The organism is Cryobacterium sp. TMT1-66-1 (assembly GCF_004403435.1).
Lineage (GTDB): Bacteria > Actinomycetota > Actinomycetes > Actinomycetales > Microbacteriaceae > Cryobacterium > Cryobacterium flavum.
In genome coordinates this window covers 50,201-73,325 of the sequence record NZ_SOGP01000023.1, presented here as the reverse complement: position 1 = coordinate 73,325, position 23,125 = coordinate 50,201, and the positions used below count along the sequence as shown (strand labels likewise).

17 protein-coding genes and 1 pseudogene are annotated in these 23,125 nt (G+C 66.3%); 10 read left to right on the top strand and 8 right to left on the bottom strand.

Going from position 1 to position 23,125, the window contains the following annotated elements:
* The first annotated feature begins 144 nt into the window (after positions 1-144).
* A complete protein-coding gene (locus E3T29_RS16615; protein ID WP_134346658.1) occupies positions 145-786 on the top strand; it encodes a PKD domain-containing protein in 642 nt (213 codons plus the stop codon).
* Between the two features lie 55 nt (positions 787-841).
* Here the strand turns inward: E3T29_RS16615 and E3T29_RS16610 are convergent, their stop codons facing one another.
* Positions 842-2,515: a flotillin family protein gene (locus E3T29_RS16610; RefSeq protein WP_166789841.1), complete on the bottom strand. Its 1,674-nt coding sequence runs from the start codon at positions 2,513-2,515 to the stop codon at positions 842-844.
* 245 nt (positions 2,516-2,760) lie between these two features.
* A complete protein-coding gene (locus tag E3T29_RS16605; protein WP_134346656.1) occupies positions 2,761-5,091 on the bottom strand; it encodes a caspase family protein in 2,331 nt (776 codons plus the stop codon).
* Between the two features lie 143 nt (positions 5,092-5,234).
* Between E3T29_RS16605 and E3T29_RS16600 the strand changes: the two genes are divergently transcribed.
* The gene (locus tag E3T29_RS16600; RefSeq protein WP_134346655.1) at positions 5,235-6,974 is read left to right on the top strand and encodes a hypothetical protein; all 1,740 of its coding nucleotides are present in this window, start codon (positions 5,235-5,237) and stop codon (positions 6,972-6,974) included.
* A 3-nt stretch (positions 6,975-6,977) separates the two neighbouring features.
* On the opposite strand, the gene E3T29_RS16595 is transcribed toward E3T29_RS16600, so the two are convergent.
* Complete coding sequence (locus tag E3T29_RS16595) at positions 6,978-7,829, bottom strand: caspase family protein (protein WP_134346654.1); 852 nt, start codon at positions 7,827-7,829, stop codon at positions 6,978-6,980.
* Between the two features lie 250 nt (positions 7,830-8,079).
* Between E3T29_RS16595 and E3T29_RS16590 the strand changes: the two genes are divergently transcribed.
* Entirely contained in the window at positions 8,080-8,829 is a 750-nt protein-coding gene (locus E3T29_RS16590; RefSeq protein WP_134346653.1) for a bacterial transcriptional activator domain-containing protein, read from the top strand.
* 43 nt (positions 8,830-8,872) lie between these two features.
* Positions 8,873-9,724 carry a TIGR00645 family protein gene (locus tag E3T29_RS16585; RefSeq protein WP_134346652.1) on the top strand — a complete coding sequence of 284 codons (852 nt, stop codon included), beginning with the start codon at positions 8,873-8,875 and terminating at the stop codon, positions 9,722-9,724.
* Between the two features lie 9 nt (positions 9,725-9,733).
* On the opposite strand, the gene pflA is transcribed toward E3T29_RS16585, so the two are convergent.
* From pflA to E3T29_RS16570, 3 genes are all read right to left on the bottom strand, one after another.
* The gene (gene pflA / locus E3T29_RS16580; protein ID WP_241987897.1) at positions 9,734-10,546 is read right to left on the bottom strand and encodes a pyruvate formate-lyase-activating protein; all 813 of its coding nucleotides are present in this window, start codon (positions 10,544-10,546) and stop codon (positions 9,734-9,736) included.
* Positions 10,547-10,697: 151 nt separating this feature from the next.
* Positions 10,698-12,965 (bottom strand): formate C-acetyltransferase, encoded by a 2,268-nt coding sequence (gene pflB / locus E3T29_RS16575; protein ID WP_134346651.1) that lies wholly within the window; start codon positions 12,963-12,965, stop codon positions 10,698-10,700.
* 70 nt (positions 12,966-13,035) lie between these two features.
* Positions 13,036-14,757 (bottom strand): AMP-binding protein, encoded by a 1,722-nt coding sequence (locus E3T29_RS16570; RefSeq protein ID WP_134346650.1) that lies wholly within the window; start codon positions 14,755-14,757, stop codon positions 13,036-13,038.
* Between the two features lie 100 nt (positions 14,758-14,857).
* Between E3T29_RS16570 and E3T29_RS16565 the strand changes: the two genes are divergently transcribed.
* Together E3T29_RS16565 and E3T29_RS16560 are read left to right on the top strand one after the other, a co-directional pair.
* Complete coding sequence (locus E3T29_RS16565; protein ID WP_198417782.1) at positions 14,858-15,802, top strand: ornithine cyclodeaminase family protein; 945 nt, start codon at positions 14,858-14,860, stop codon at positions 15,800-15,802.
* Between the two features lie 26 nt (positions 15,803-15,828).
* The gene (locus E3T29_RS16560) at positions 15,829-16,329 is read left to right on the top strand and encodes a GNAT family N-acetyltransferase (RefSeq protein ID WP_134346649.1); all 501 of its coding nucleotides are present in this window, start codon (positions 15,829-15,831) and stop codon (positions 16,327-16,329) included.
* Between the two features lie 11 nt (positions 16,330-16,340).
* Here E3T29_RS16560 and E3T29_RS16555 read toward each other — a convergent pair whose 3' ends face one another.
* A complete protein-coding gene (locus tag E3T29_RS16555) occupies positions 16,341-16,889 on the bottom strand; it encodes a DUF1003 domain-containing protein (RefSeq protein WP_370449190.1) in 549 nt (182 codons plus the stop codon).
* A gap of 897 nt (positions 16,890-17,786) precedes the next feature.
* On the opposite strand from E3T29_RS16555, the gene E3T29_RS16550 reads away from it, so the two are divergent.
* From E3T29_RS16550 to E3T29_RS20385, 3 genes and pseudogenes are all read left to right on the top strand, one after another.
* Entirely contained in the window at positions 17,787-19,508 is a 1,722-nt protein-coding gene (locus tag E3T29_RS16550) for an HNH endonuclease signature motif containing protein (RefSeq protein ID WP_166792445.1), read from the top strand.
* A gap of 213 nt (positions 19,509-19,721) precedes the next feature.
* Positions 19,722-20,216 (top strand): annotated as a pseudogene (locus E3T29_RS20770) (IclR family transcriptional regulator); the annotation flags it as partial.
* 88 nt (positions 20,217-20,304) lie between these two features.
* A complete protein-coding gene (locus tag E3T29_RS20385; protein ID WP_241987868.1) occupies positions 20,305-20,526 on the top strand; it encodes a hypothetical protein in 222 nt (73 codons plus the stop codon).
* 125 nt (positions 20,527-20,651) lie between these two features.
* Here E3T29_RS20385 and E3T29_RS20380 read toward each other — a convergent pair whose 3' ends face one another.
* Positions 20,652-21,314: a GntR family transcriptional regulator gene (locus E3T29_RS20380; RefSeq protein WP_241987867.1), complete on the bottom strand. Its 663-nt coding sequence runs from the start codon at positions 21,312-21,314 to the stop codon at positions 20,652-20,654.
* A 286-nt stretch (positions 21,315-21,600) separates the two neighbouring features.
* Here E3T29_RS20380 and E3T29_RS16530 point away from each other — a divergent pair, with 286 nt between their 5' ends.
* Positions 21,601-23,091 (top strand): phosphotransferase, encoded by a 1,491-nt coding sequence (locus tag E3T29_RS16530; RefSeq protein ID WP_134346647.1) that lies wholly within the window; start codon positions 21,601-21,603, stop codon positions 23,089-23,091.
* The last annotated feature ends 34 nt before the right edge of the window (positions 23,092-23,125 follow it).

Below are 23,125 nucleotides of genomic sequence, written 5' to 3'. Positions count from 1 at the left end.
TTTGACGAAAACTGTCCAAGAGATACACCACCTGCGAGGGCGGTTGTAGTCGGTCCAGGCGTGGACTTATCGGCCGGGTACGGTGGAAGTTCTGGCGGCGGAACGGGTGGGTCCGCCAGCGGTCGGGCTGGTACCGGCCCAACCGTGGCCGAGATTTGCGCCCACCCACAGGGCAAACTGACCTCGGAGCAGGAGTGGTCGCTGTGCGGCACGGGCGACTTGCCACTACTCTCGCGGCACCCCGAGTGGCAACCCACTATCGCCGCCCCGACAACGCCCTGCGCCATGTGCTCCGCCGCCACCATCGTCACGGTCACCGATCTGCAAAACTTCCCCGCCTACGCCGCCCCCACCGGTATGGAACCCAATGGCTGGGCCATCGTCGGGCTGGCCGCGAATTTCTGGGCCGGAGCATCCGCTCAAATCGGCGAAGGACTACTACTCGGCGAACCAGCGCAGGTCATGTTCACACCGATCGGGTACCGCTGGAATTACGGCGACGGCAGCGCCGCATCGAGCCCCACCGGCGGAGCCAGCTGGGAAGACCTTGGCCTGGCCGAATTCTCCACCACGCCCACCAGCCACAAATACACCGCCAAAGGCACCTACACGGTCACTCTCACCGTTAGCTACCGAGCCGACTACAGCTTCGGCGACCAGGGCTGGCGCCCCGTCGAGGGAATCGTCTCCGTGCCGTCAGCTCCGTTCACCGTCGTCGCGGCGAAGGAATCCACCGTGCTCGTGGCTGAAGACTGCAACGCCAACCCCCACGGCCCCGGCTGCTGACGCCCCTACAAAACGCACTTCCCGCGATCACGGTTATCGGCCGGGGCCACGTTGCCTACGGCAGCAGGCGGTCCCCGGCCTTTTTCGGAAGCCGGGCTGCCGCAGCGCGGGCGATTGCTGCCGCGGCTTCGTCGGCGACTGCGTCGAAGTCGACGCTGTTGATCGAATCAGAAACGGATGCTTCCGCTGCCGACCGTGCAGCTGCGGCAACGGTCGCCGCCGAGGCTCCAACCGACGGTGACGACGCTGCTGAAGGCGCTGCCACTGAAGGCGAGGTTGCCCCCGAGGGCGACGCGGCGCCGGCCCCTGGGGAACGCACTGACGTAGCAGCAGCAGGCGAAGCGGATGCGCCACTGTGCGCGGGCGCAGCGTTCCGCAGGGCGGCTCCGGCCGTTCCGCCGAGCAGCCCACCGAGGAGGTCCTTGATGCCGATTCCCATGGTGGAGCCGAGCACGGCGTCGACCTCGCTGAAGCCCGACGCGACGTTCTTGGAGAGCTGGCTGGCACCATCCGTTGAAATGACGGTGAGCTGGTCGATGTTCCCCATCGGAGCGGCGAGCTCGTGTGCGATCTGCGGGAGCATTTCGACCAGACGCAGCTGGATGAGCGCCTCGGACTGCTGGGCGACGGCCTCGGCGGAGAGCCGGGTGGCCGTTGCCTCTGCGGTACCCCTGGCGAGGATGGCGTCGGCCTCGGCCTGGCCCTCCGCGCGGGTGGCGTCGGCGTTCGCGACACGGCTGTCGCGATCGGCGGTGGCCTTGGCGACGGATGCCTCGGCGGCCGCGATCGCGGTCACCCGAATTCGGTAGGCGTCAGCGTCGGCAATGGCGTTGACCTCGGACTCCAGCTCGGCCTTGCGCAGGCTGGCGCGGCGCTGAGCGGTGAGCTCCTGCTCCTGCACGATGGCCTGCTGTGCCTTGGCCTCGGCGAGAGGCTTGGATGCGGCGGCCTCAGCGGAGGCCTTATCGGTGTCGAGCTGCAGGGCGGCCTTGCGCAGGGCGAGCGTGTTCTGCGCTTCTGCGATGGCCTGCTCGGCGGTGATCAGGGCTTCCTGTGACTCTCGGTTGGCGACGTGCTCGGCAACCTCGGCCTGGCGGCGAACCTTGGCCTGCTCTGCACGACCGATGTCGCGAATGTAGTCGTTCTCGTCGGTAATACCCTTGATCTCGAAGGAGTCAACGTCGAGGCCCTGGTTGGCGAGCGACTCACGCGCGGTGGCAAGCACGGACGTGCCGAGCTCGTCGCGCTTCTGAATGACGGTCATCACGTCGGTCGCGCCGATCGAGGATCGCAGCGAACCGCTCAGTACCTCCTGCGCGAAGCCGTCGATGTTCTTGTCCTGCCCGAGGAACCGCTGGGCGGCGGCGCGGATCGCTGCCGGGTCGTCGCCGACCTTGACGATGGCGACGGCTTCAACCGAGAGCGTGATGCCGTTGCGATCCTGCGCCACGGCAGTGATCTCAATCGCCCGGCTGCGCAGGCTGATCTTGAACGCCTTCTGGAAGAACGGGGTGATGAACACACCCTGTCCGTGCACGACGCGCTGGCCGGATTCCTCGAGCGTGGCACCATCGACGATGGTCTTGCGGCTCTTCTTGCCGGTGATAATGAGGGCTTCGTCGGGCCCGGCATTCTTGTAGATGGTCTTGGCGTAGATCAGGCCGATGAGCAGAACCACAATGATCGTGAAAATGATCCCGGGGATCGGGCTGAACAGAAAATCGAGCATGGAGTCCTTCCGAGGCGCAAGCGCATACATCGTTTCGGCGATCCGGTCGAGCGACCTCGGCGCCGAGCTGTGCATCCAGTCTCGCAGGCCACGGCACCGGATGCGAAAGATGTCGACAATCCGAGTCTGCCGTTGTGCCCATTTCGGCCTGCCAATCGCCGTTTCACGGCGCCCGCGCGCGCCCAGTTCACGGCGCCGCGGGAGCTGCGCCACGACCCCCGGCGACGTCCCCGAATCCCCCAGGCCTACCCGTCGATGAAGTCCGCAGCAGCGCGCAGGAACGCGGCAGCCGCGAGGGCGCGAGCGGCGGCATCCGTTTCGCGCGAGCCGGCGCTGCCCGCCATTCCTGCCGGGCCAGCGGATGCCGCGAACGGGTCGATCCCGCCCGCGCCAATCCCGCCCGCGCCGACCCCGGCTCCCACCCCGGCTCCCACGCCGGCGGCCGCGTCAAGCAGAGCCGAAATAGCGCCCGGAATCGTTGCGGAGCCGGACCCAAAGCCCGAACCCGAGCCCGCACCGGCGGCGACCCCGCCCGCGGCCGAACCAGCACTGTTAGCACCGGCAGCAGATACCGAACCAGCACCGCCAACCAGAGCCCCCAAAAACACCCGCGACTTCGCCGCCCGCGGACCGTTGAAGTCCGGGTTCTGTCTCGGCTGGCTGGAGAATGCCTCCCGCACCTTGACCAGGAATTCGCTGTTGGTCAGGCGATTCGCGCTCGGAACCACGAGCAGGCTGGCCGCAACGGTGAAGTCCCCGTGCCCGCCGGTCTCATAGGCGACCTCGGTGGGCTTGCACCCGCTGAACAACACCTCCCGAGCCAACGCGCGCTTGCCGGCCCGAGCGGGCGTGCCGCGCTTCAAACGGTAGTTCCTGCTCGTCTGCTCATCGGGAATGATGAACCGCGCCCTTCGACCGTGGGGAGCGGATGCCGCACTCAGGTCGGCCACATCGGCCGGCTGCAGCTGCAACCGTCGTTGACCGTCGCCGGAGTGGCAGGAATCGAAGAAGGCCGTGAGGCTGACGCCGTCGGGCAGCTGGTCAAAGATCTCGCCCAGGTCGTCATCGATGATCAGGTTGCCGTCGCGAAAGTCGATCGGGCAGAGCGCTTCGTCGTACTTCGTCTCCTCGTTGCCGGCCTCGGATTCGTCGCCGTCGAGGTCGTCGACGTAGGTGCCATGGCCGGCGTACTGAAAGACCAGCACATCGCCGGCGACACTGCTGGCGACCAGGTCGAGCAGCCCGAGCAGAATGTTCTGCCGGGTCGCCTCCGCGTCGAGCAGGGTGCGCACCGCGAACCCGGCGATGCTGAATTGCGCAGCCCAGGCCTCGGCATCGGCTACGCAGCCGTAGAGGGCATCGCCGCCCGGATAGGCGTTGATGCCCACACAGAGCGCCTGGTGAGTGCCGACCGGTCGGGGCGCTGCCGGGCCTGGCATAGGCCAAAGTTCGTCGCCGAGATCCCGAGTGGCTGGGAACGACTGGATGCGCGAGCTGCCGGTGACCCGGCGGGCGACGCTGTCCATGGTGGGAATGTCGTTGTCGAAACCGCCGTGACTGGTCGAGGTGCTGCGGCTGGTGAGCGGGCCGCTTGGCGTCTTCGACCAGATAATATCGGCCGCTCCACCGACCCCGGGCGACCCGCTCGCGCCGGACAGCCCGAACAGCCCAGCCAGCACGGGGTCGGCGCGCAGGCATTCCTCGAGTCCGAGGATGGGCGAAAACTCCTCGGGTTCGAACGACGCCCGCACGAGGTAGAGCAGGGATTTTCCGTAGGCGCCGAGGCAGGTGTCGTCGCGTTCGAGTTTCTCGGTCATGGTGAACATGGCGAGGGATTCCACGCCGTGGCCGACCAGGGGCACGATCTGCTTCTCGAAGACGTCGGTGCGCACGGCCGGCGCGAGCAGGCTGAGCGTTTCGATGGCCGGCACCCCGGCTTTCAACGCCGTCGGCAGAAAGAAGGAGTGAAAGATCGACCCGGCGCTGTGCCCGACGGCGTGCACGGTGATCGTGTCGGGATGCGCTGCGCAGTAGGCGCCAAGCGCTTCGGCCACGTAGCGGGCGCCGCCGTCACCGGCCGAGGCCGCCTCGGCCGAACGCTTCATCTGCCCCCAGATCGCCTGGCCCTGCCCGAATCGGGCCGCCAGTTCGAGTACCCGGTCCTTTGCATCGTCGAGCCAGCCGCGGCGACCCTGCGCCCAGTCTCCGACCGCGCTCGTGATGGCCCCGGCGAGGCTGGTCTCCCAGACGAAGTGAATGGGGTAAACGCCGTTCGATTTCCACCAGTCCACTTGGGTGGCCGCGATGCGCAGCCCGGATTGCTCATCGACGAGCCCGCCGTGCGCGTAGAACACCACGGGAACGACGCCGCCATGCTCGGCTACAAAGGCCGGCAGGTGGGTGGCGAAGATGGCGTCGACGTCTTTCTTGGTCGTTGTGAACGCCCCGGTCGACGAAAATGTGCCGCCGCTGAGGTTGACGACGTGCGGCCGTAGTTTGTCGAGTTCGCTCTGCGGCAACGGCGGCTGCCGTTTGGTGGCCGGTGCCGTCTTCGTGGGGGTCGTCGGTTCGGGCATGGCGCAGGTCCTCTCACGGGTGACGGGCGGGCGCTGCGATTATGGCCCGTGCGCGTTACTGCGGTGTTACTGCGGCGCACACCTTGACAGACCCGACGTTCGGTTGCATATTGCAGACACAAACGGATGCTGCGGGGGTCGCGATGACGACTGGTGCGGAGGCGACTGGTGCGGAGACGACCGGAGACCTCGTGTCGAGCAACCCGGCCCACAGCGGCCTGCAGGTGAGCCTGACTGTGCTGGCCGAAGGGCCATTCACGAAGTCCAGGGCGGCCGGGCAGGACACGCTGCTCACGACGACCCTGCGAGTGCCGGTCGAGCGCATCGGGCCGGGGCCGCGCAGCGCCCGCTTCGATGTGATCGTGCGGCGCCCGGGCGAGAAGCCGTTCAGTCTCGAGCTCGGCTCCCCCACTCCGCCGTGGATGATCGTCGACGAGAAACCTCCCGACACGCTCCCCGAGCTGCTGCAGGACAGCCGATTCTTGGCGCAGCAGGTGTACGCAGTGGCGGCATCCACTCTGGCGCTGTTCGAATCGACCCTCGGGCGACGCATGGGCTGGGTCAATGGCGGGCGACTGACCATCAGCGCCTACGATCGGGTCTCCTACCGGGAGTCCGGTTATTATCGCGACGACGGCCTAATTCGGTTCGGGCACAAGCGCGACGGCCGCACCAGCAAAGCGGTGCCGCTCGCCCTGTTTCGTGATCTCGTGGCGCACGAAGTGACCCACGCGATCGTCGACGGCTACCGACCCAAATGGGCCGACAGCCACGCCGAACTCGACCAGCTCGCCCTGCACGAAGCCATCGCCGACCTCGTGGCGCTGCTCTCGGTGTTCTCCACCCAAACCCTGGTCGAGCAGCTGCTGACCCAGGCCGAGAACCTCGACCTCGCTACGCTCGACGAAGTCACCCTGCGCAATGACCTGTTTCGCCTCGGCGACGGATTGTTTAGACGCGGCACGGCCAGGCCGTCGCTGGCCGATGACATCGTGGCCGACTGGCGCACCGTGCCCGACCCGCACCTGCGAGGCGGCGCAATCGTGCAGGTGCTGCTGCGCGTGGTGGCCCGGCTCTGGCTGCAGCGTCTCGACCTGCCCGGCGGCCGCTCGAGCCTGTATCAGGTGGCGCGCGCCGGGGCATCCGTCGGGCGCCAGGTCTTGAGCATGCTCATTCGCAGCCTCGGCTACATGGCACCGGTCGATGTGACCTGGGAAGACCTGCTGCGCGGCATTCTCGCCGCCGACCTGGCGGTCGTGCCCGACGACGACCTCGACTATCGCGGCACCGTCCTGACGGCCTTCGCCGAGGCGGGAATCGTACTGCCCCGGGCCACAGACCTCTCGGGCGTCGCACAGTTCACGGATCTGCGGTACCCGGTTCGGCTGGCCGCGCTGGCTTCCGATCCGGAGGAGATCGTGCGGTTTCTCTGGGAGAACCCCACCCTGCTCGCGGCGGCGAGAATCGATCCGACCCGGCCGATCGCGGTCGAACGGGTGCGCCCCACCCTGCGCGTCGGCCCCGACGGTTTCGTCGTGTCGGAGATCGGCGCCACCTTCACCCAGGAGTTTCGGCTGAGCGTCGCTGAAGCCCGCAGCCTGGGGCTCGCCACCCGGGCACCGGTGTTCATTCGCGGCGGTGGGCAACTGCGGTTCGACGAGGGCGGGCGCCTCAGCTTCGCCGCCCTCAAACCGATTCTCGATCCCGACCGCCAGCGCGCCAAGCTCGCCGCCGCGCAGCTCGCCACTCGCCCAGCGAATGCCGCCGCTCCCGTCACCCGGCCGGCCGCCGCCCCGCCTGTACCGCCGCAGCCCAGCCCGCGAAAAATCGCCGCGCCGCCCCCCGAGGTCTCGGCCGACCGTCGGCCGACCTTTCATCCCTGAGGTTCAGAACGCCGTGCCCCACGCCGTCGACTTTCCCAAAGCGGATGCCTCCAGCTGCGCACGCTGCGCGAACTTGCGCGCCCGCAGCTTCGCGTTGACCTGCTTGATCACCTCACCACGGCTCGAACCGGACTGCAGCGCGTCCAGCAGAAAGTGCGTGAACGCGCCGTTGTACCGGCCGTCGAAGTTGGCGTCGGCGGCGGTCTGGTCGGCGCGGCAGGCGGCGAACAACACCGGTTTGGCCGCGGCCCTGGAGGTGCGAACCAGGTCCCGCAGGGTGCGGGTGTCGGCGCCCTCGGCTTCGGCACCGTCCCGACCGAGCGGTGTCGGCGGCGGCACGAAGCGCGGGCGCCGGTCGTCGACCGTGGGCACGAGGTCCATGGCGCGCAGCCCGCTGCCGCTGTGACAGGTGTCGAGGATCACATCGAGCAGCACCCCCTTCGGCAGCCGGGCGAACAGGTCGTGCAGTTCATCGTCGACGATGAGCGAGCCTGGGTCCCACGCGGCACCGTTCTGCCGCAGGTCGTAGGTGGCGAAAGCTTCGTCGACCTGGTCGGCTTCGTCGCCGCTCGTGTCGGGCAGCTGCGTGCCGTGGCTCGACATGGTGAAAACGATGTGATCGAGGTGCTCCCCCGGCGCGTTCGCCCGGTCCAGCGCCTCGGTCATCGCGCCGAACACAGCGTCCTTGGTCGCTGCCTGGTCGGTCAGCACGGTGATACTCGCGTCGGCGAATCCGAAACCCGAGACGAGTAGCTCCCTGACATCGTTGGCGTCGTTCACGCAGCCGTTCAGCCAGCTCGCCATCGGCAGATTCTCGAACTTGTTGATTCCCACGCAGAGAGCGAATTGAGTCATGATGATCCAAATCTGACAGAGCCGACACAAGCGGATGCCGCGGGTGCCGGCTGCACACTCCGCGCGAGCCGAGGGTAGCCGCAGGGGCGTTACCGGCGAGTTACTCGGGCGCCGCGGTCGCGGGTGCGAAAGCATCCGTTTTGGGGGTATCGGCATTGACAACCGAGCCGGTGCTGGCCATTCTGGGCGGTAGCAGCACCCGCTGTCTCGTTGCGGGTCCGCTGTGTATTCTTTCGCGGATCGAGCACTCATGGGATTTTCAGCGACACCCGGCTGGGATCTTCGCGTGCTGGGCTACTGGCAGTTGCGTTACAACGGCATTCCGGTCGAGGTCGGTGCACGTCAGAAGCGGCTGCTCGCCGCCCTCGCCCTGCTTCACCCCCAACCGCGACCCGTGCTGGCCGCCTTGCTCTGGCCCGACAGCCCCGAGCGTCAGTCGGCCGGAAACCTGCGGGCGAGCGTCTTTCGCATCTCGCATGAACTGCCCCGACTTTTGAGCGCGACTGATCCTCCGCAACTCGACGCCGCGGTGCGCGTTGACCTGCGCGAGATACGGGAATTGATCACCGAGGTCACCCTGAACGGCGCACGATCGGTGACGCCCGAATCGATCGATTTGCTGCAGGAAGCCAACCTGCTGCCGGGCTGGTACGAGGAATGGGTGATCGACCAGCAGGATCACCTGCTGAACCAGCGGGTCGATGCGCTGGAAGCCCTGGCCCGCTGTTACTTGGTCGCCGGCAGTTTCAACCGCGCCCTGGGAGCAGCACGGGCAGCGGCGCTTGTCGACCCGCTGCGGGAAAGCGCCCAGCACCTGCTCGTACGCTGCCACCTCGCCGAAGACAACTACGCCTCGGCGGTGCGGGTGTACCGCAGTTTTCGGGCCCACCTGGGGCGGGAACTCGGGGTCGAACCGTCGGCCCATTTCGCCGAGCTGCTCGGGCTGGAACCCGCGATCGCCGACTCCCGCCTGCTGGTGCGGGCGATGAAAACCAGCTGAGCTCACAGGAGGTTCTCACTCGGGGCCAACTTATGATCGACCGGTGACTGAAACAGCCCTCCCCCGCCCCTTCCGCCCCCAGTCCCGCTGGGTACGCAGCGTCGGGCTCATGATCTTCTTCAGCCGCTGGCTGCAGGCGCCCCTCTATATCGGCCTGATCATCGCGCAGATCATTTACGTGATCGTGTTCATGGTTGAGCTCATCAACCTCGGCGGTGACGTCTGGACGTCACTGACCGTTCCGAGTAACGACGGCGGCATCCACGTTGAAGAAGCCGCGATCATGCTCTCCGTGCTCGGCCTGATCGACGTCGTGATGATCGCGAACCTGCTGATCATGGTCATCATCGGCGGCTACGAAACGTTCGTCTCGCGCATCCGCTTAGAGGGTCACCCCGACCAGCCGGAATGGCTGTCGCACGTCAACGCGAACGTGCTCAAGGTGAAACTCGCTATGGCCATCGTGGGGATCTCGTCGATTCATCTGCTCAAGACGTTCATCGAGGTCGGCGACCTGGCCGCGCGCGGCACGCCAGTGGATTCGAACCCCACCGAGACCATCACCGGCAACGTCTACACCTGGGACGGCGTGCTCTGGCAGGTCATCATCCACATGGTGTTCATTCTCTCCGCCATCGCCCTGGCTTGGATCGACCGAATGTCGCAGGCCGGGCATGCTGCTCCGGCGCTTGCGCCGTCACCGGTGCACGGGCCCGCCGTCGCCCCCGGGCCGATCGCGGCTCTGACTGCCGCACCCATCCGGCGCGAACTCGCGCCCGCTGCTTCCACTGGCATCGCCGTGCACCTGACCCAGCTGGGTCAGCTCCGCGACGCCGGCGTTGTAACGGATGCCGAATTCCTCGCCAAAAAGACGGAGTTGCTCGCCCGCTATTAGGAGGTTGATTCAGAAAGTCATGAGGCCGTGGGCGCGAAACTGGCCGCGCACCCGCTCCTGCAGGGCAGCGTCCGGCGGTTGCACGCCGTGCAGCGGATACGGGATGGCCAGGCGGTTCCACTTGTCCTCTCCCATCTGGTGAAAGGGCAGCACCTCGACCCTGGAGACGTTGGGCCAGCGGGCCACGATCTCGGCGACGGCGTCCACGTTGTCGATCGCGTCGGTCAGCCCGGGAACGAGCACGAACCGAACCCAGACGTTGGTTCCGCGCGCGCTCAGCCGGTCGCCGAACGCGATGGTCGGTGCCAGCTCTCGCCCGGTCACCTCGCGGTAGGTGTCGGGCAGGCCGGACTTCACGTCGAGCAGTACGAGGTCGGTGTGATCGAGCAACTCGTCCGACGCGCTCGTGCCGAGATACCCCGAGGTGTCGAGGGTCGTGTGCACGCCGAGCTCATGGCACTCGGCGAACACCCGTGCGACGAATGCCGGTTGCATGAGCGGCTCCCCGCCGGACAGTGTCAGACCGCCGCCGGTCGCCGTGAACACACCGAGGTAGCGACGGATGCGGGCGAGCACATCCTCAATCGGCGTGATCAGGCCGTCGTGCTTCTTCCAGGTGTCCGGGTTGTGGCAGTACTGGCAGCGCAGCAGGCAGCCGGAGAGAAAATAGGTCAGCCGGGTGCCCGGCCCGTCGACGGCAGTGACGAGTTCCCAGGAGTGCACGCTCGCCACCCGACCGTCGCGGATCGCGGCCAGATTCTCGTGGTGCTTCTTGGTCGCCGGAGCGCCCGTAGCGCGGGTGGCGGTGCGGGCGAGGTCCAACTGGTGCAGGTCAGCAGTGGTGGAGGCGCGGGCCACGGATGCTGCGCGCACGGCCCGGCCCACGGCATCCGCTCGCGACGGCCCGTCTGAGGTTCTCTTCACCGGCACACCCAGGCGGTGTGGACCGACATTGACCGCGGCACCCACGACGTCAGACGCTCGTGTGGAAGGTGCGGCTGATCACGTCGAGCTGCTGCTCGCGGGTGAGGCGCACGAAGTTCACGGCGTAGCCCGACACCCTGATGGTCAGCTGCGGGTAGTTTTCGGGATGCAGCATGGCGTCTTCAAGGGTTTCGCGGTTGAGCACATTGATGTTGAGGTGATACCCGCTCGCGAGCGTGTAGGCGTCGATCAGGCCGACGAGGTTGGTGATCTGCTCCTCGGGCGTGTGGCCGAGACCGGTCGGCACGACCGTGTTGGTCAAGGAGATGCCGTCTTGCGCTTCGGAATAGGGCAGTTTTGCCACGCTCAGGGCCGAGGCGAGCATGCCGTGTGTGTCGCGGCCGTTCATCGGGTTGGCTCCGGGAGCGAAGGGCGCTCCGCCGCGGCGTCCGTCGGGCGTGTTTCCGGTCTTCTTGCCGTAGACCACGTTCGAGGTGATGGTGAGCACCGACTGGGTATGTACGGCGTTCCGGTAGGTGGGGTGCTTGCGAATCATGGCCATAAAAGTCTCGACGATGGCGACCGCGATCTCGTCGACCCGGTCGTCATCGTTGCCGAACGAGGGGTACTCGCCGTCGATCGTGTAGTCCACGACGAGGCCGGTGTCGTCGCGCACCGGACGCACGGTGGCGTACTTGATCGCGGCGAGGGAGTCGGCGGCGACGCTGAGGCCGGCGATGCCGCAGGCCATCGTGCGCAGAATGGTGCCGTCGTGCAGGGCCATCTCGAGCCGTTCATAGGCGTACTTGTCGTGCATGTAGTGGATGCAGTTGAGCGCGTCGACGTAGGTCTCGGCGAGCCATTCGAGGCTCGCGAGGTAAGCGGCCCAGACGGTGTCATAGTCGAGCACGTCCCCGGCCAGCGGGGCGGTGACCGGCGCGATCTGCTCGCCGGTCAGTTCGTCGCGACCGCCGTTGATGGCGTAGAGCAGCGCCTTGACGACGTTGACCCTGGCGCCGAAGAATTGCATTTGCTTGCCGACCCCCATCGGCGAGACACAGCAGGCGATGGCGGCGTCGTCGCCCCAGGCCTCACGAATGATGTCGTCCGACTCGTACTGAATGGCCGAGGTGTCGATGGAGACCTGCGCGCAGAAGCGCTTGAATCCCTCGGGCAGAGCGTCGCTCCACAGCACCGTGAGGTTCGGCTCCGGCGCTGGTCCCAGGTTGTACAGGGTCTGCAGAAACCGGAACGCAGTCTTCACCACGAGGGTGCGCCCGTCGAGGCCGATGCCACCGAGCGACTCGGTGACCCAGGTGGGGTCGCCGGAGAACAGCTGGTCGTATTCCGGGGTGCGCAGAAATCGCACGATACGCAGCTTGATCACGAGGTCGTCAATGAGTTCCTGCGCCTGGCTCTCGGTCAACACTCCGGCCTGAAGGTCACGCTCGAGGTAGGCGTCGAGGAAGGCGCTGTTGCGGCCGAACGACATGGCGGCACCGTTCTGCTCCTTGACCGCGCCGAGGTAGGCGAAGTACAGCCGCTGCACCGCTTCGGTCGCCGTTCGTGCCGGCCGGGCAATGTCGGACCCGTAACTGGCGGCCATCTGAACGAGTTCTTTCAGGGCCCGCACCTGCTCGGCGTTCTCCTCCCTCGAGCGGATGATCTCTTCCGTGCTCGGCTGCTCGTCCAGCGTCGCGCGTTCCATCTTCTTCGCCGCGATCAGCGCGGTCACGCCGTAGAGCGCGACGCGGCGGTAGTCGCCGATGATGCGGCCGCGACCGTAGGCATCCGGCAGCCCCGTGATGAGGTGACTGTGTCTGGCCCGCTTGACTGCCGGCGGATACACGTCGAACACGCCGTCGTTGTGGGTCTTGCGGTACTTGGTGAAGATCGTTTCCAGCTCGGGCGAGACCGGGTAGCCGTAGGTCTCGAGGCTCGTCGCGACCATGCGCCAGCCGCCAAACGGCATGATGGCGCGCTTGAGCGGGGCATCCGTTTGTAATCCGACAATGATCTCGTTCGGTCGGTCGATGTAGCCGGGGGCGTGCGCGGTGATCGATGCCGGGGTCGTCGGGTCGACGTCGTAGGCGCCGAGCGCCCGCTCCCGGGGAAACATCGTCGACAGGCGAGCCCACAGGCCCAGGGTGCGCTCGGTCGCCCCGGTCAGAAAGCTCGCGTCTTCGGTGAACGGCGTGTAGTTGCGCTGAATGAAATCGCGCACGTCGATTCCGTGCTGCCAGGGTCCGGCGGTGAAACCGGCCCAGCCATCGTCGATGCTGGGAGCGGCGGAACGCGGGCTGTCAAGGAGGGTCATACCTCCACGCTAGCGACGGGGCCGGCGGCTGTCTCGGGCCGTAAGTCCCGACTTTTCCGTCAGCGGATGCTTACCGTTTCAGCCCCGGAAACTGGTCGTCGCGCCACTCGTCGGGCAGCCGGGTGCCGGCGGCGGCCGCATCGTCTTCGCGCTCGCGGAGCTCGACCCGGCGAATCTTGCCGGAGATGGTCTTGGGCAGCTCGAAGAATTCCACCCGGCGCACCCGCATGTAGGCGGGCAGGCCGGTGCGGGCGTGTCGAAGTACGGCTTCGGCGGTCTCGGCGTTCGGTTCCCAGCCCGGGGCGAGGTGGATGTAGGCCTTGGGAATGTTCAACCGGGTGGAGTCGGGCGCGGGAACGACGGCGGCTTCGGCAACTGCGGGGTGTTCGAGCAGCACGCTCTCCACCTCGAACGGTGACACCTTGTAGTCGCTCGATTTGAACACGTCGTCGGTGCGGCCGATGAAGGTGAGGTAGCCGTCGGCATCCACGTTGGCGACATCGCCGGTGTGAAAGAAGCCGCCGCGAATGGCGTGCGCGGTGAGGTCGGGTTCGCCGTGGTAGGCGCTCATGAGGTTGACCGGGCTCTGCGAGAGATCGAGGCAGATCTCGCCCTCGTCGGCGGGCAGCTCGGTGATGGGGTCGAGCAGTTTGATCGAGACGCCGGGCAGGGGCAGCCCCATCGACCCGGCTTTCAGCACGGATCCGGGCCCGTTTCCGACGATGGCGGTGGTCTCGGTCTGGCCGAATCCGTCGCGGATCGTCAGTTTCCAGCCGTTGTCGATCTGCCGGATGACCTCGGGGTTCAATGGTTCACCGGCCGAGAGCAGTTCCCGGAGGGCGGCGGGGCGGGCGCCAACATCCGTTTGGATGAGCATGCGCCAGACCGTGGGCGGCGCACAAAAGGTGCTGACCCTGGCGCGATGCAGCTGCGCAATGAGGGCGTTGGGATCGAACTTGGAGTAGTTGTAGACAAACACGGTAGCCTCGGCGATCCATGGGGCGAAGAAGCAGCTCCAGGCGTGTTTGCCCCAGCCGGGCGAGCTGATGGCGAGGTGCACGTCGCCGGGGCGGAGGCCCAGCCAGTACATGGTGGACAGGTGGCCCACCGGGTAGGAGGTCTGCGAGTGCAGCACCATCTTGGGTTTGCTGGTCGTGCCGGAGGTGAAGTAGATCAGCGAGGGGTCAGCGGATGCCACGACCGTCTCGATGGGCTCGGGCGTGACACTGTAGGCATCGGCGAAATCGGCCCAGCCGGGTTTCGGGGCACCGACGCCAATGCGCCCGTAGTCGCCGGGGACGTCGTCGAATTTGGCCGCGTCGGACGAGTTGGCGATGACGTGGGTGACGCCGCCGCGCTGCACCCGGTCGCTCAGGTCGTGCGAGGCGAGCACGGCGCTAGTGGGCATGATGACGGCGCCGACCTTCATGATGGCGAGCATGGCCTCCCAGATTTCGCGCTGGTTGCCTAGCATGAGCATGACGTGGTCGCCGCGCCGCACGCCCTGATGGCTGAGCCACGTGGCAACCTGGTCTGACCGGTGAGCCATCTCGTCGAAGGTGAACTTCTTCTCGCTACCGTCTTCTTCGACGATCCACAGCGCTATCTTGTCGTTGCCACGGGCGAGCACATCGAACCAGTCGGTGGCCCAGTTGAAGTGGTCTCCCACGTCGGGCCATTCAAATTCCTGCGCGGCGCGGGCGTGATCGTCGCGCAGGGCCAGAAGCTGGTCGCGGGCCGCGCGGTAGTTGCCGGTGCTCGTGTTGGTGTTCGTGCTCACCTGGTGAGTCATACGCCGTTGTCTCCTCGAACGAGTCGCCAGAGTGAAACGGCGACAGTCCATTCTGACAGTGCTCGAGGTCGGACCGCACCGGGCCGATAGTCTGCGAGGGATGACATCTGAAAACGCGCCCGTTCTGCCCGCCATGATAACGGCCAACGAGATATTCGCGCGGGTCGACTACCGCGCCGCTGTTCGGGCGGTGCAGAACGCGCTCCTCGGCGGGCTCGACCCGGCACAGGATTTCGCCCGGCAGGTGCTGCCGGTCGCAAGCGGCCAGCTGCTGCTCATGCCCACCGAGGCGCCGGATTTCGTCGGTATCAAGGTGGCCTCGGTCGCTCCGGGTAACCCGGCGCTCGGCGTCGAGCGCATCCAGGGCGTCTACCTGCTGCTCGATGCCGCGACGCTGACCCCGGTCTGCCTGCTCGATGGCGCCGCGATCACGACCCTGCGCACCCCGGCCGTGTCGGCCGCCGCCGGCGATTACCTGGCTCCGGCTACCGTGGAACACCTGGTCGTGTTCGGATCGGGGCCGCAGGCCTGGGGCCACATCGAGGCGATGTGGGCCATCCGCTCGATCAATCGAGTCACTATCGTGGCCCGCGACCAGGCCCGTGCCGAGCTGTTCGCAGCTCGGGTGAGCGCGACCGGGCTGCCGGCCCGGGTCGGCATCGCGGCCGACGTCGCGACGGCGCAGCTCATCGTGTGCGCCACGACCGCCCGCACTCCCCTGTTCGATGGGTCGCTGGTGCCCGACGACTGCTGCGTGGTCGCGGTCGGTTCGCACGAAGCGGATGCCCGCGAGCTCGACTCCGCGCTCCTCTCCCGCGCCCAGGTTGTGGTCGAAGACCCGGCGACGGCGCTGCGCGAGGCCGGTGACGTGATCATGGCCCTGGCCGAGGGTGTGGTCCGGCCGGGAGACCTCGTGCCGTTGCGTGAACTGGTGATCGGTGCGATCGGCGTAGATCTGGGTCGGCCACGCATCTTCAAGAGCACGGGAATGTCTTGGGAAGACCTGGTCATCGCGACGGCGGTGCATCGGGCCGGCGAGCTGTGAAGTGGAGACACGGCTTATCGTTAGGGGTGACCTTCTCCATTCGTTCCTTCGTGCCCGCCGATCTGCCGCGCCTGCTCGCGCTCAACAATGAGGCCGTTCCCGCGGTCAACGAGCTGGATGCCGAGGCGCTGGCTTCGCTGGCGCTGCACAGCCACCTCGCGGTCGCCGTTGTCGACGACGATAATGTCGGCACGGTGCTCGGCTTCGCCATTCTGTTCGTCGCCGGAACGGAGTACCAGAGCGAGAACTACCGGTGGTTCTCGGCCCGGTCCAGTGATTTTCTCTACGTCGACCGCATCGTCGTGGCCGACGGGTATCGCGGGCAGGGCCTCGGCCAGGTGCTTTACGACGCCATCTTCCGCGCTGCCCGCCGTTTGGAGCTCGCCGAAGTGCTCTGCGAGGTCAACCTGGAGCCGCGGAACCCGGGCTCCCTCGCCTTCCACGACCGGCTCGGCTTTGTGGAGGTCGGCCAGCTGTCGACAAAGGGCGACACCGTTGTCGTGAGCCTGCTGGCGGCATCCGTTTAGGCTGAAGACGGCTAGTCGTTCGTCGCGGGCGTCGGCCCGTCCGATCGGGTCGGCAGGTCGAGGCGTTCGAGAATAGCCTGCAGATCGCCGATCATGGCGAGCTGACGATTGTTGATCTCCAGCAGCGCTTCGATGTCGGTCTTGGCCGCGATGTTCGTATCGAAGTCGTGCTGGGCCAGCGCCGCGGCGATCGCATCCTGCCGCTTGGCCGAGATGAGCAGAATCGCGCCCTGCAGACCGGCGAGCATGCTCAGGAACAGATTGAGCAGAATGAACGGGTACGGATCCCAGCCGGACGCGAACGAATTCGCCACGGCCCAGAGGATCATGAACAGCACGAAGCCGCCGACGAACCGCCAGCTGCCCATGGAGTTGCGCATGGTGTCGGCGGCCCGCTCCCCCGTGGTCAGGGATTTCTTGTGCTGCTGGTGCCAGGTGATGGTGAGTCCGCGGCGGGCACTCGCGGTCTTCGGTGCAAGGGGCGGCGCCGAGGCAGGACTCGGCTCGGCCGCGGCTGGCCCGGGGGTGCCGGGCGCGGCATTTGTTGACACAGTATTCATGGGCACAGTGTATGTCTGCGGGCTTCAAGCGCTCTCGTGGGGGCTGACACGGCAGCGAATGCACAGCCCGCAACAAATCTCTGTATACACAAATCCTCCTCGTTGAGAACACCATTCGGGCTCGCCTTGAGTCTTCTGCGATAGAGTCCGTCGAAACGGGGACAGACGAACTGCTCTGTATACATACTTTGTCTAGAAGTTCAAGGGGGAGCGGAAAAATGCTATCGCCCCTTATGGTCAATCTGACGCGAGTTATCGCTAGCTCAGAACCAAGCCAAGGGACAACCCTCGATGCGAATTACCTGCCCGTTTTGCAAGTCTCAGGCCGACCTGAAACCCAACCCCGCGCAGGCCCTGCGCATTACCCTTCCCCTTTACGTTCTCAAGTGCACCGGTTGCGAACGCACCAGCATTCGCGTTGAACCCGTGCGTCTGGCGCACACCTTCGCCTCGGCCTAACTGCTCGCTGGTAGGCGATTTCTTCGTCCAGGGTTCAGGTTGAGCCTGGGATGCCGTCAGAGGTTGCCGGCGGTGTCACGTCGTCGTGGGTGCCCCGGTTGGCTACGAGCCAACTCAGCGGGTCGACTATCGCTGTCGGGCACCGCTGCCGGGCACGGGCGGCGCGGAACTGGCGCAACAGTGTTGCGTCGGGCAATGGGTAAGCGCGAATGCTTGGGGCGCATTCGCGAAGGAGAATCGCTCATTACTTCGACATTGCATGGCTGACGCCAAGACGGTACGGCGGTGAAACGCGAATGATCGTCCTTGCGCTGCCTGATGACGGTCGCAGTAATGTTGACGAAATTGGATCGGTCGGGCAACTTTGGTGCCTGGAGTATTTGTGAGTTTCTATCGCTTTTTCGTTCGATTCTTGGTAGAATTGGCGTGAAGGAGGCAATGGCGCCCATGTTCATGGAAAACCCGAGCGAGACCAGTTCGAACCCCGTCATTGCGGCGGTGGAGCAGGCTCGGGAGATTCTGTTGGCGGCGTTGGGCGGGGTGTCGTTCGGGCTGCTCGGTGATGAGGAATCGTTGACCATGCTGCTGGCGTTAGAGAGCGTGGGCCGGGTCGTCGACGGAGCCCGGGTGCTCTCCACGTCGGACGTGCTGCGTCGCTCCGAATACTTCGATGCTGCCGCAGCGAAAGCCGCCGCCCAAGCTGCTGTTGATCAGAGTGCGGCCGCTCCAAGCGTGGCGGGTGCGGCGACGACGCTGGCTGCGCCGACGCTGGCCCGTCGGCTCGGCTGCCGCAGCGGCGTCGAGCTGGTCTGCACCCTCGCCCGGCTCTCTCGCTCCGAGGTGCGGCAGCGGGTCGTGCTCGGTGAGAAGGCTGGGCAGCGGATGCTGCTCGGCCGCCCGCTGGCCCCCACCTACCCGGTGCTCGGAGAGGCCCTGCAGGGCGGGGCGCTCGGGCTGGAGCAGGCCCGGGTGATCGTGCAGGTACTCGACGGCCTACGCTCCTCCGTGCTGGTGGAGGACCTCGACCGGGTCGAACGCTCCCTCGTGGCCAGCGGCTCCGGGGCGATCACCCCCGAAACCGAGGGACTGCCCGGAGCCGGCATCGCGTTCGCACCGGAGTTGCTGCGGCAACAGGGCATCCAGTGGAAAGCACGCCTCGCCCCCGACGGCACCGCGCCCGGCGAGGCCCCGACCGAGCGGCGCAGCTGGCTCACCTTCGGCACCCTCAGCAATGGCGGCTACAGCCTCAGCGGCTGGTTCACCACCCTCGACCGCGCCATCATGAGCAACGTTTTCGATGCGTACCTGTCCGCCGCCGCGGCCAACCCGGTCCCCGGGAACGATACCCCCACGGCCACCCCTGCCACCGATGTCATACCCCGCACCACGGTTGAGTTCCGGGAGACCGAACCCTCCGACGCCAGCACCAACGGCACGCAGAGCAACGGCACCAGCAACGAGGCCGAAACCCAAGCAAAAGCAGAAACCGGGGTCGAAGTCGAGGTCGAGGCTAACCCCCCACCTGGCCCGCACGGTCCGTGCCCGCAGCAACCCGACGACACCCGCTCCCGCAACGAAAAACAAGCCAGCATCCTCCGCGCCGTGTTCGAAGCCGCAGCCCGACACCCCGGCACCCCGACCATGGGCGGTGCCGCCCCGACCGTGCTCGTACACATCAACATCAACGACCTCCTCGACGGCCGCGGCGCCGGCTGGATCGACGGCATCGACGGCCCCCTCACCCCCAACCAAGTCGACGAACTCATCTGCGCCGGCGGCTACCAACCCATCCTGTTCGGCCACACCGGTACGATCCTGCACTTGGGCACCAGCAACCGATTCTTCAGCGCCCAACAGCGCCGAGCCCTCGCCGCCCGCGATGGCGGCTGCGTCATCCCCGGCTGCACCGTGCCACCCCACCTCGCACAGGCTCATCACGTCTTCCCCTGGCAGAAAGGCGGCCTCACCGACATCGACAACGCAGTCCTTCTCTGCAACGCCGCCCACTCCAGCATCGACACCTCCGGCTGGGACATCGACATGCGCGACGGCCGACCCTGGGTACGAGGACCGCTCCTGTTCGACCCCACCCACACCTGGCGCCCCGCCGGCCAAAACCGCGCCGCCATCCCCGCCGAGAAACCCAACTGGAACAAATAAGCCCGAACTGCCCGAAGCACTCGACCCACGGATGGCTGGGCAGCGAGACAGGCATCGCAAAACTGTGGCGGTCTCGACCAGCTCGACCAGAACCTGGTGGCCTTCCCCCAGCACGTCACAACCCAACCAGCAGTCGCGAACCGGTCGCGGCGGGCATCCGTTTGAGTTTCCCAGTCATGACGAACAGACCGGGCAAGCGGCACATTGAGTCCCATGGCCAACTCTCCCTCGGGCGATTCAATGCTGACGCGACTCGTGAGCATTCTCGGCGCCTTTGACGCCACCCGCACCTCGATGACAGTTTCTGCCCTCGCCCGTCGCGTCGAAATTTCCCTGGCGACCACGCACCGCCTCGTTGCACAGCTGGTCGAGCAGCGCCTGCTTGAACGTGCCGACAGCGGCGAAGTTCGACTCGGCGTTCGCCTCTGGGAGCTGGCCTCCCGCGGCTGGCGCACCACCGATCTGCGCCAGATCGCCCTGCCGTTCATGGAAGACGTGCAGACGGTCGTGCAGGAACGCACCACCCTGGGCGTTCTCGACGGCGAAGTCGTGCTCGACGTTGAGCGACTGACCACCCACGGGTCGGCGTTCAACATCACCCAGATCGCCGGTCGGTTGCCCATCTACGCCTGCTCCTCCGGACTCGTGCTGCTCGCCTACTCGGCGCCCGACTTTCAGGAAGACATGCTGCAGCGGCATCGCGAGGGGTACACCGACCAGACCCCGACCGATCCGGCGGCACTGCGGCGGCTGCTACTCCATGGTCGACGGGCTGTGACCCTCGTTCTTCTCCGAGATGTTCGCTGCCCCTGTGCGCTACTCCGGCTTCGCCATCGGTACGCAGCTCCGTTTTCTGCTCGCCGGATTCGCACCGAGCATCGGCTACGCCCTGCTCGGCGGCGGCATCACCGGCTGGGTTCCGGTGGCCGTCTTCACCGCCCGGGAAACCTACCGGGTACCGACCGACCATCTCGGGGCTGTGGCGCTGCCCACCGTGCCGATCACGGTCATCCGCTGATTAGAAACGAGGTAAGCGGATGCGCCGGGACCCGTTCCCGGCGCATCCGCTCTTTCGTAGGGTCCTGCATCAGCGCGGTCGCGATACGTAGCGGCGAACGCTGCGGCGTCGTGTCAGTTTCAGCATCAGCCGACCGAAACGAATGCCGGTGCGCTGGTCAGTCGCGCCATCGCGTCGTCTTCGTGGTCACTCAGCCGGCTTTCGGCCAATGGACCATCCCCGCCCAGCACAGCCTCGGCGATGCCGCGATGTTCAGCGATCCACTCCTCGGTGACCCGATAGGAGTCCTGTAGCACGGTCAGGCACATGCGCGTCTCGGTCATGAGCGTGCTGTGGATACGCGCGAGGCTGCGGCTGCCGCTCAACGCAACGAGGTGTTCGTGGAAGGCCATGTCAGCGTCGCTCATGGCGGCGCGGTCGCCGGTGGCGGCCGCATTCTCCATCTCGGACACCTTGGCCAGCAGGTCTCCACCGGCGGCGACGTGGTCGGCGCGCACGAGCAGCTTGCAGGCGGCCGATTCGATGGCGGTGCGCAGCACGTACATGTCGCGAATCTCAGCATCCGTCATTTCGATGACAAACAAGCCCCGGTTGCGAATACTGACCAGCAGGCCCTCCTGCGTCAGGCGCTGCATGGCTTCGCGCAGCGGTCCCCGACTGACGCCGAGCTCGCGGGCGAGTTCGGCCTCGCCCAGCTGCGACCCGGGAGCCACCTCGCCGTGGGCGATCGCGTACCGCAGCTTGCGGGCGATGATCGACGGGGTGGATTCCTGAATGACGGGTTCCAATGAATAACGCTGGGGCATACCGTTCACGGTTCTTTCTTGAGTGAGTGACTGAGGTGCACGGAATGAGAATTTTATTGACGATGCGACACAGTTCAACCACCTGTCAATTGTTTACAATTCTAGCGCAGGCTCTCAAAAATGTCGTCAGATTCGAGAAATCCCGTTTGGGGGGCTTGACGAACGGTAGTCCTTCGAATCGCGCCGGTCGAGAATCCGCTGGGGCTTCGGCGTGACGACCCGCACGCATCCTCGCGCGTAATCCGGGAGAGGAGGCTACGCTGGCGGCATGATCGATGGAGAGCGCGCCCAGAATGCACACAGCTCCAGCAATCCCGACCTCGCCCCGAACCATCGGGGTACTCCGCTGCCCGACTATGTGAACGCATGGGTCGCGGGGCAGCGCTGGTTCGGCAATAAGGGGCAGGTACCGGCCCTGCGCAGCATCGGCCATTTTTCGCTGGACTCCCTCGAGGCCGGAGTGAGCATCCGCGTCGACCTCATGTTGGATACCGCGAGCCTGGGAATCACTCTGTACCAATTGCCCACAACTGAGCGCGTCTCTGAACTGCCCGGTGCAGCCAATGCCCTGATCACCGTGCGCCAGCCCGGTTCTGATCACGCACGCTTCATCTACGACGCGGCCTACGATCCTGCCTTCGCTGCCGCCGTACTCACGTTCATGGAGCTGCAGGGCGTGTCGGTCTCCAGCCTGCCCTCAACCGATCGTGCCGCCGCCAGTGCGCGCGGCGACGATCTGCGATCGGGTTCAGCGGCCCCGTCGCAGACCGTGGTGACCTCCAGCCGCGTACTCAGCGGTGAGCAATCCAATACCTCGATCATCGTGGAGCGCACGGACGCTGCCGGAGCGCCGACGACGCCGATCATCTGCAAGGTGTTTCGCATCATTCATGCCGGCGAGAATCCGGATGTGACGGTTCAGGCTGCCCTGGCGAGCGCCGGATCAGCGCGGATCCCGCTGCCGTTCGGCGCCATCCTCGGCCAGTGGGATGACCCCGCCGAACCGGGCGGCCGTGCCGTCGGACACCTGGCCTTCGCCCAGGAGTTTTTACCCGATGCTCCGGATGCCTGGCGCACCGCCCTGGTCGCCGCTGCCGCCGGCAGCGACTTCACGGGCCCAGCTTTTCGACTGGGGCAGGCCACCGCTGATGTGCACGCCGACCTCGCCCGAACCCTTCCGACCCTGGATGCCACCCCCACCGTGATCGCGGACGAAATGGCGAAGATGCGCCTGCGCTGCCGGCAGACCCTGGACGAAGTGCCGGTTCTCGCCGCCTACCGCGATGCCATCGAGGCGGTGTTCGCCCGGGCCGAGGCGGCAGTTTGGCCGCGGCTGCAACGCATTCACGGTGATTTCCATCTCGGCCAGGTGCTCGATGTCGACGGCCGTGGCTGGGTACTCCTGGACTTTGAGGGGGAACCGCTGCGTACCCTGCGCGAGCGCACGCAACCCGACATTCCGCTGCGCGACGTTGCGGGCATGCTACGTTCGTTCGCGTACGTGGCGGGGGCGATGGCCGAAACAACGGATGCCCTGCCCACTTTTTTTGAGTGGGCCACGGCCTGCCGCAACGCCTTCCTCGACGGTTACTCCGAACGGTCCGGCATCAAGCTGGCCGAGCAGAGCGCGCTCCTCGATGCGTTCGAACTCGACAAAGCACTCTACGAAGCAGTGTACGAGATTCGCAATCGCCCCACCTGGCTGCCCATCCCCCTTGCCGCGATCGAACGGCTGGTCGCGCCTTCGCACATCGAGTAACGCTCCGATAACGCCTGCCGGCGTAGCTTGACCG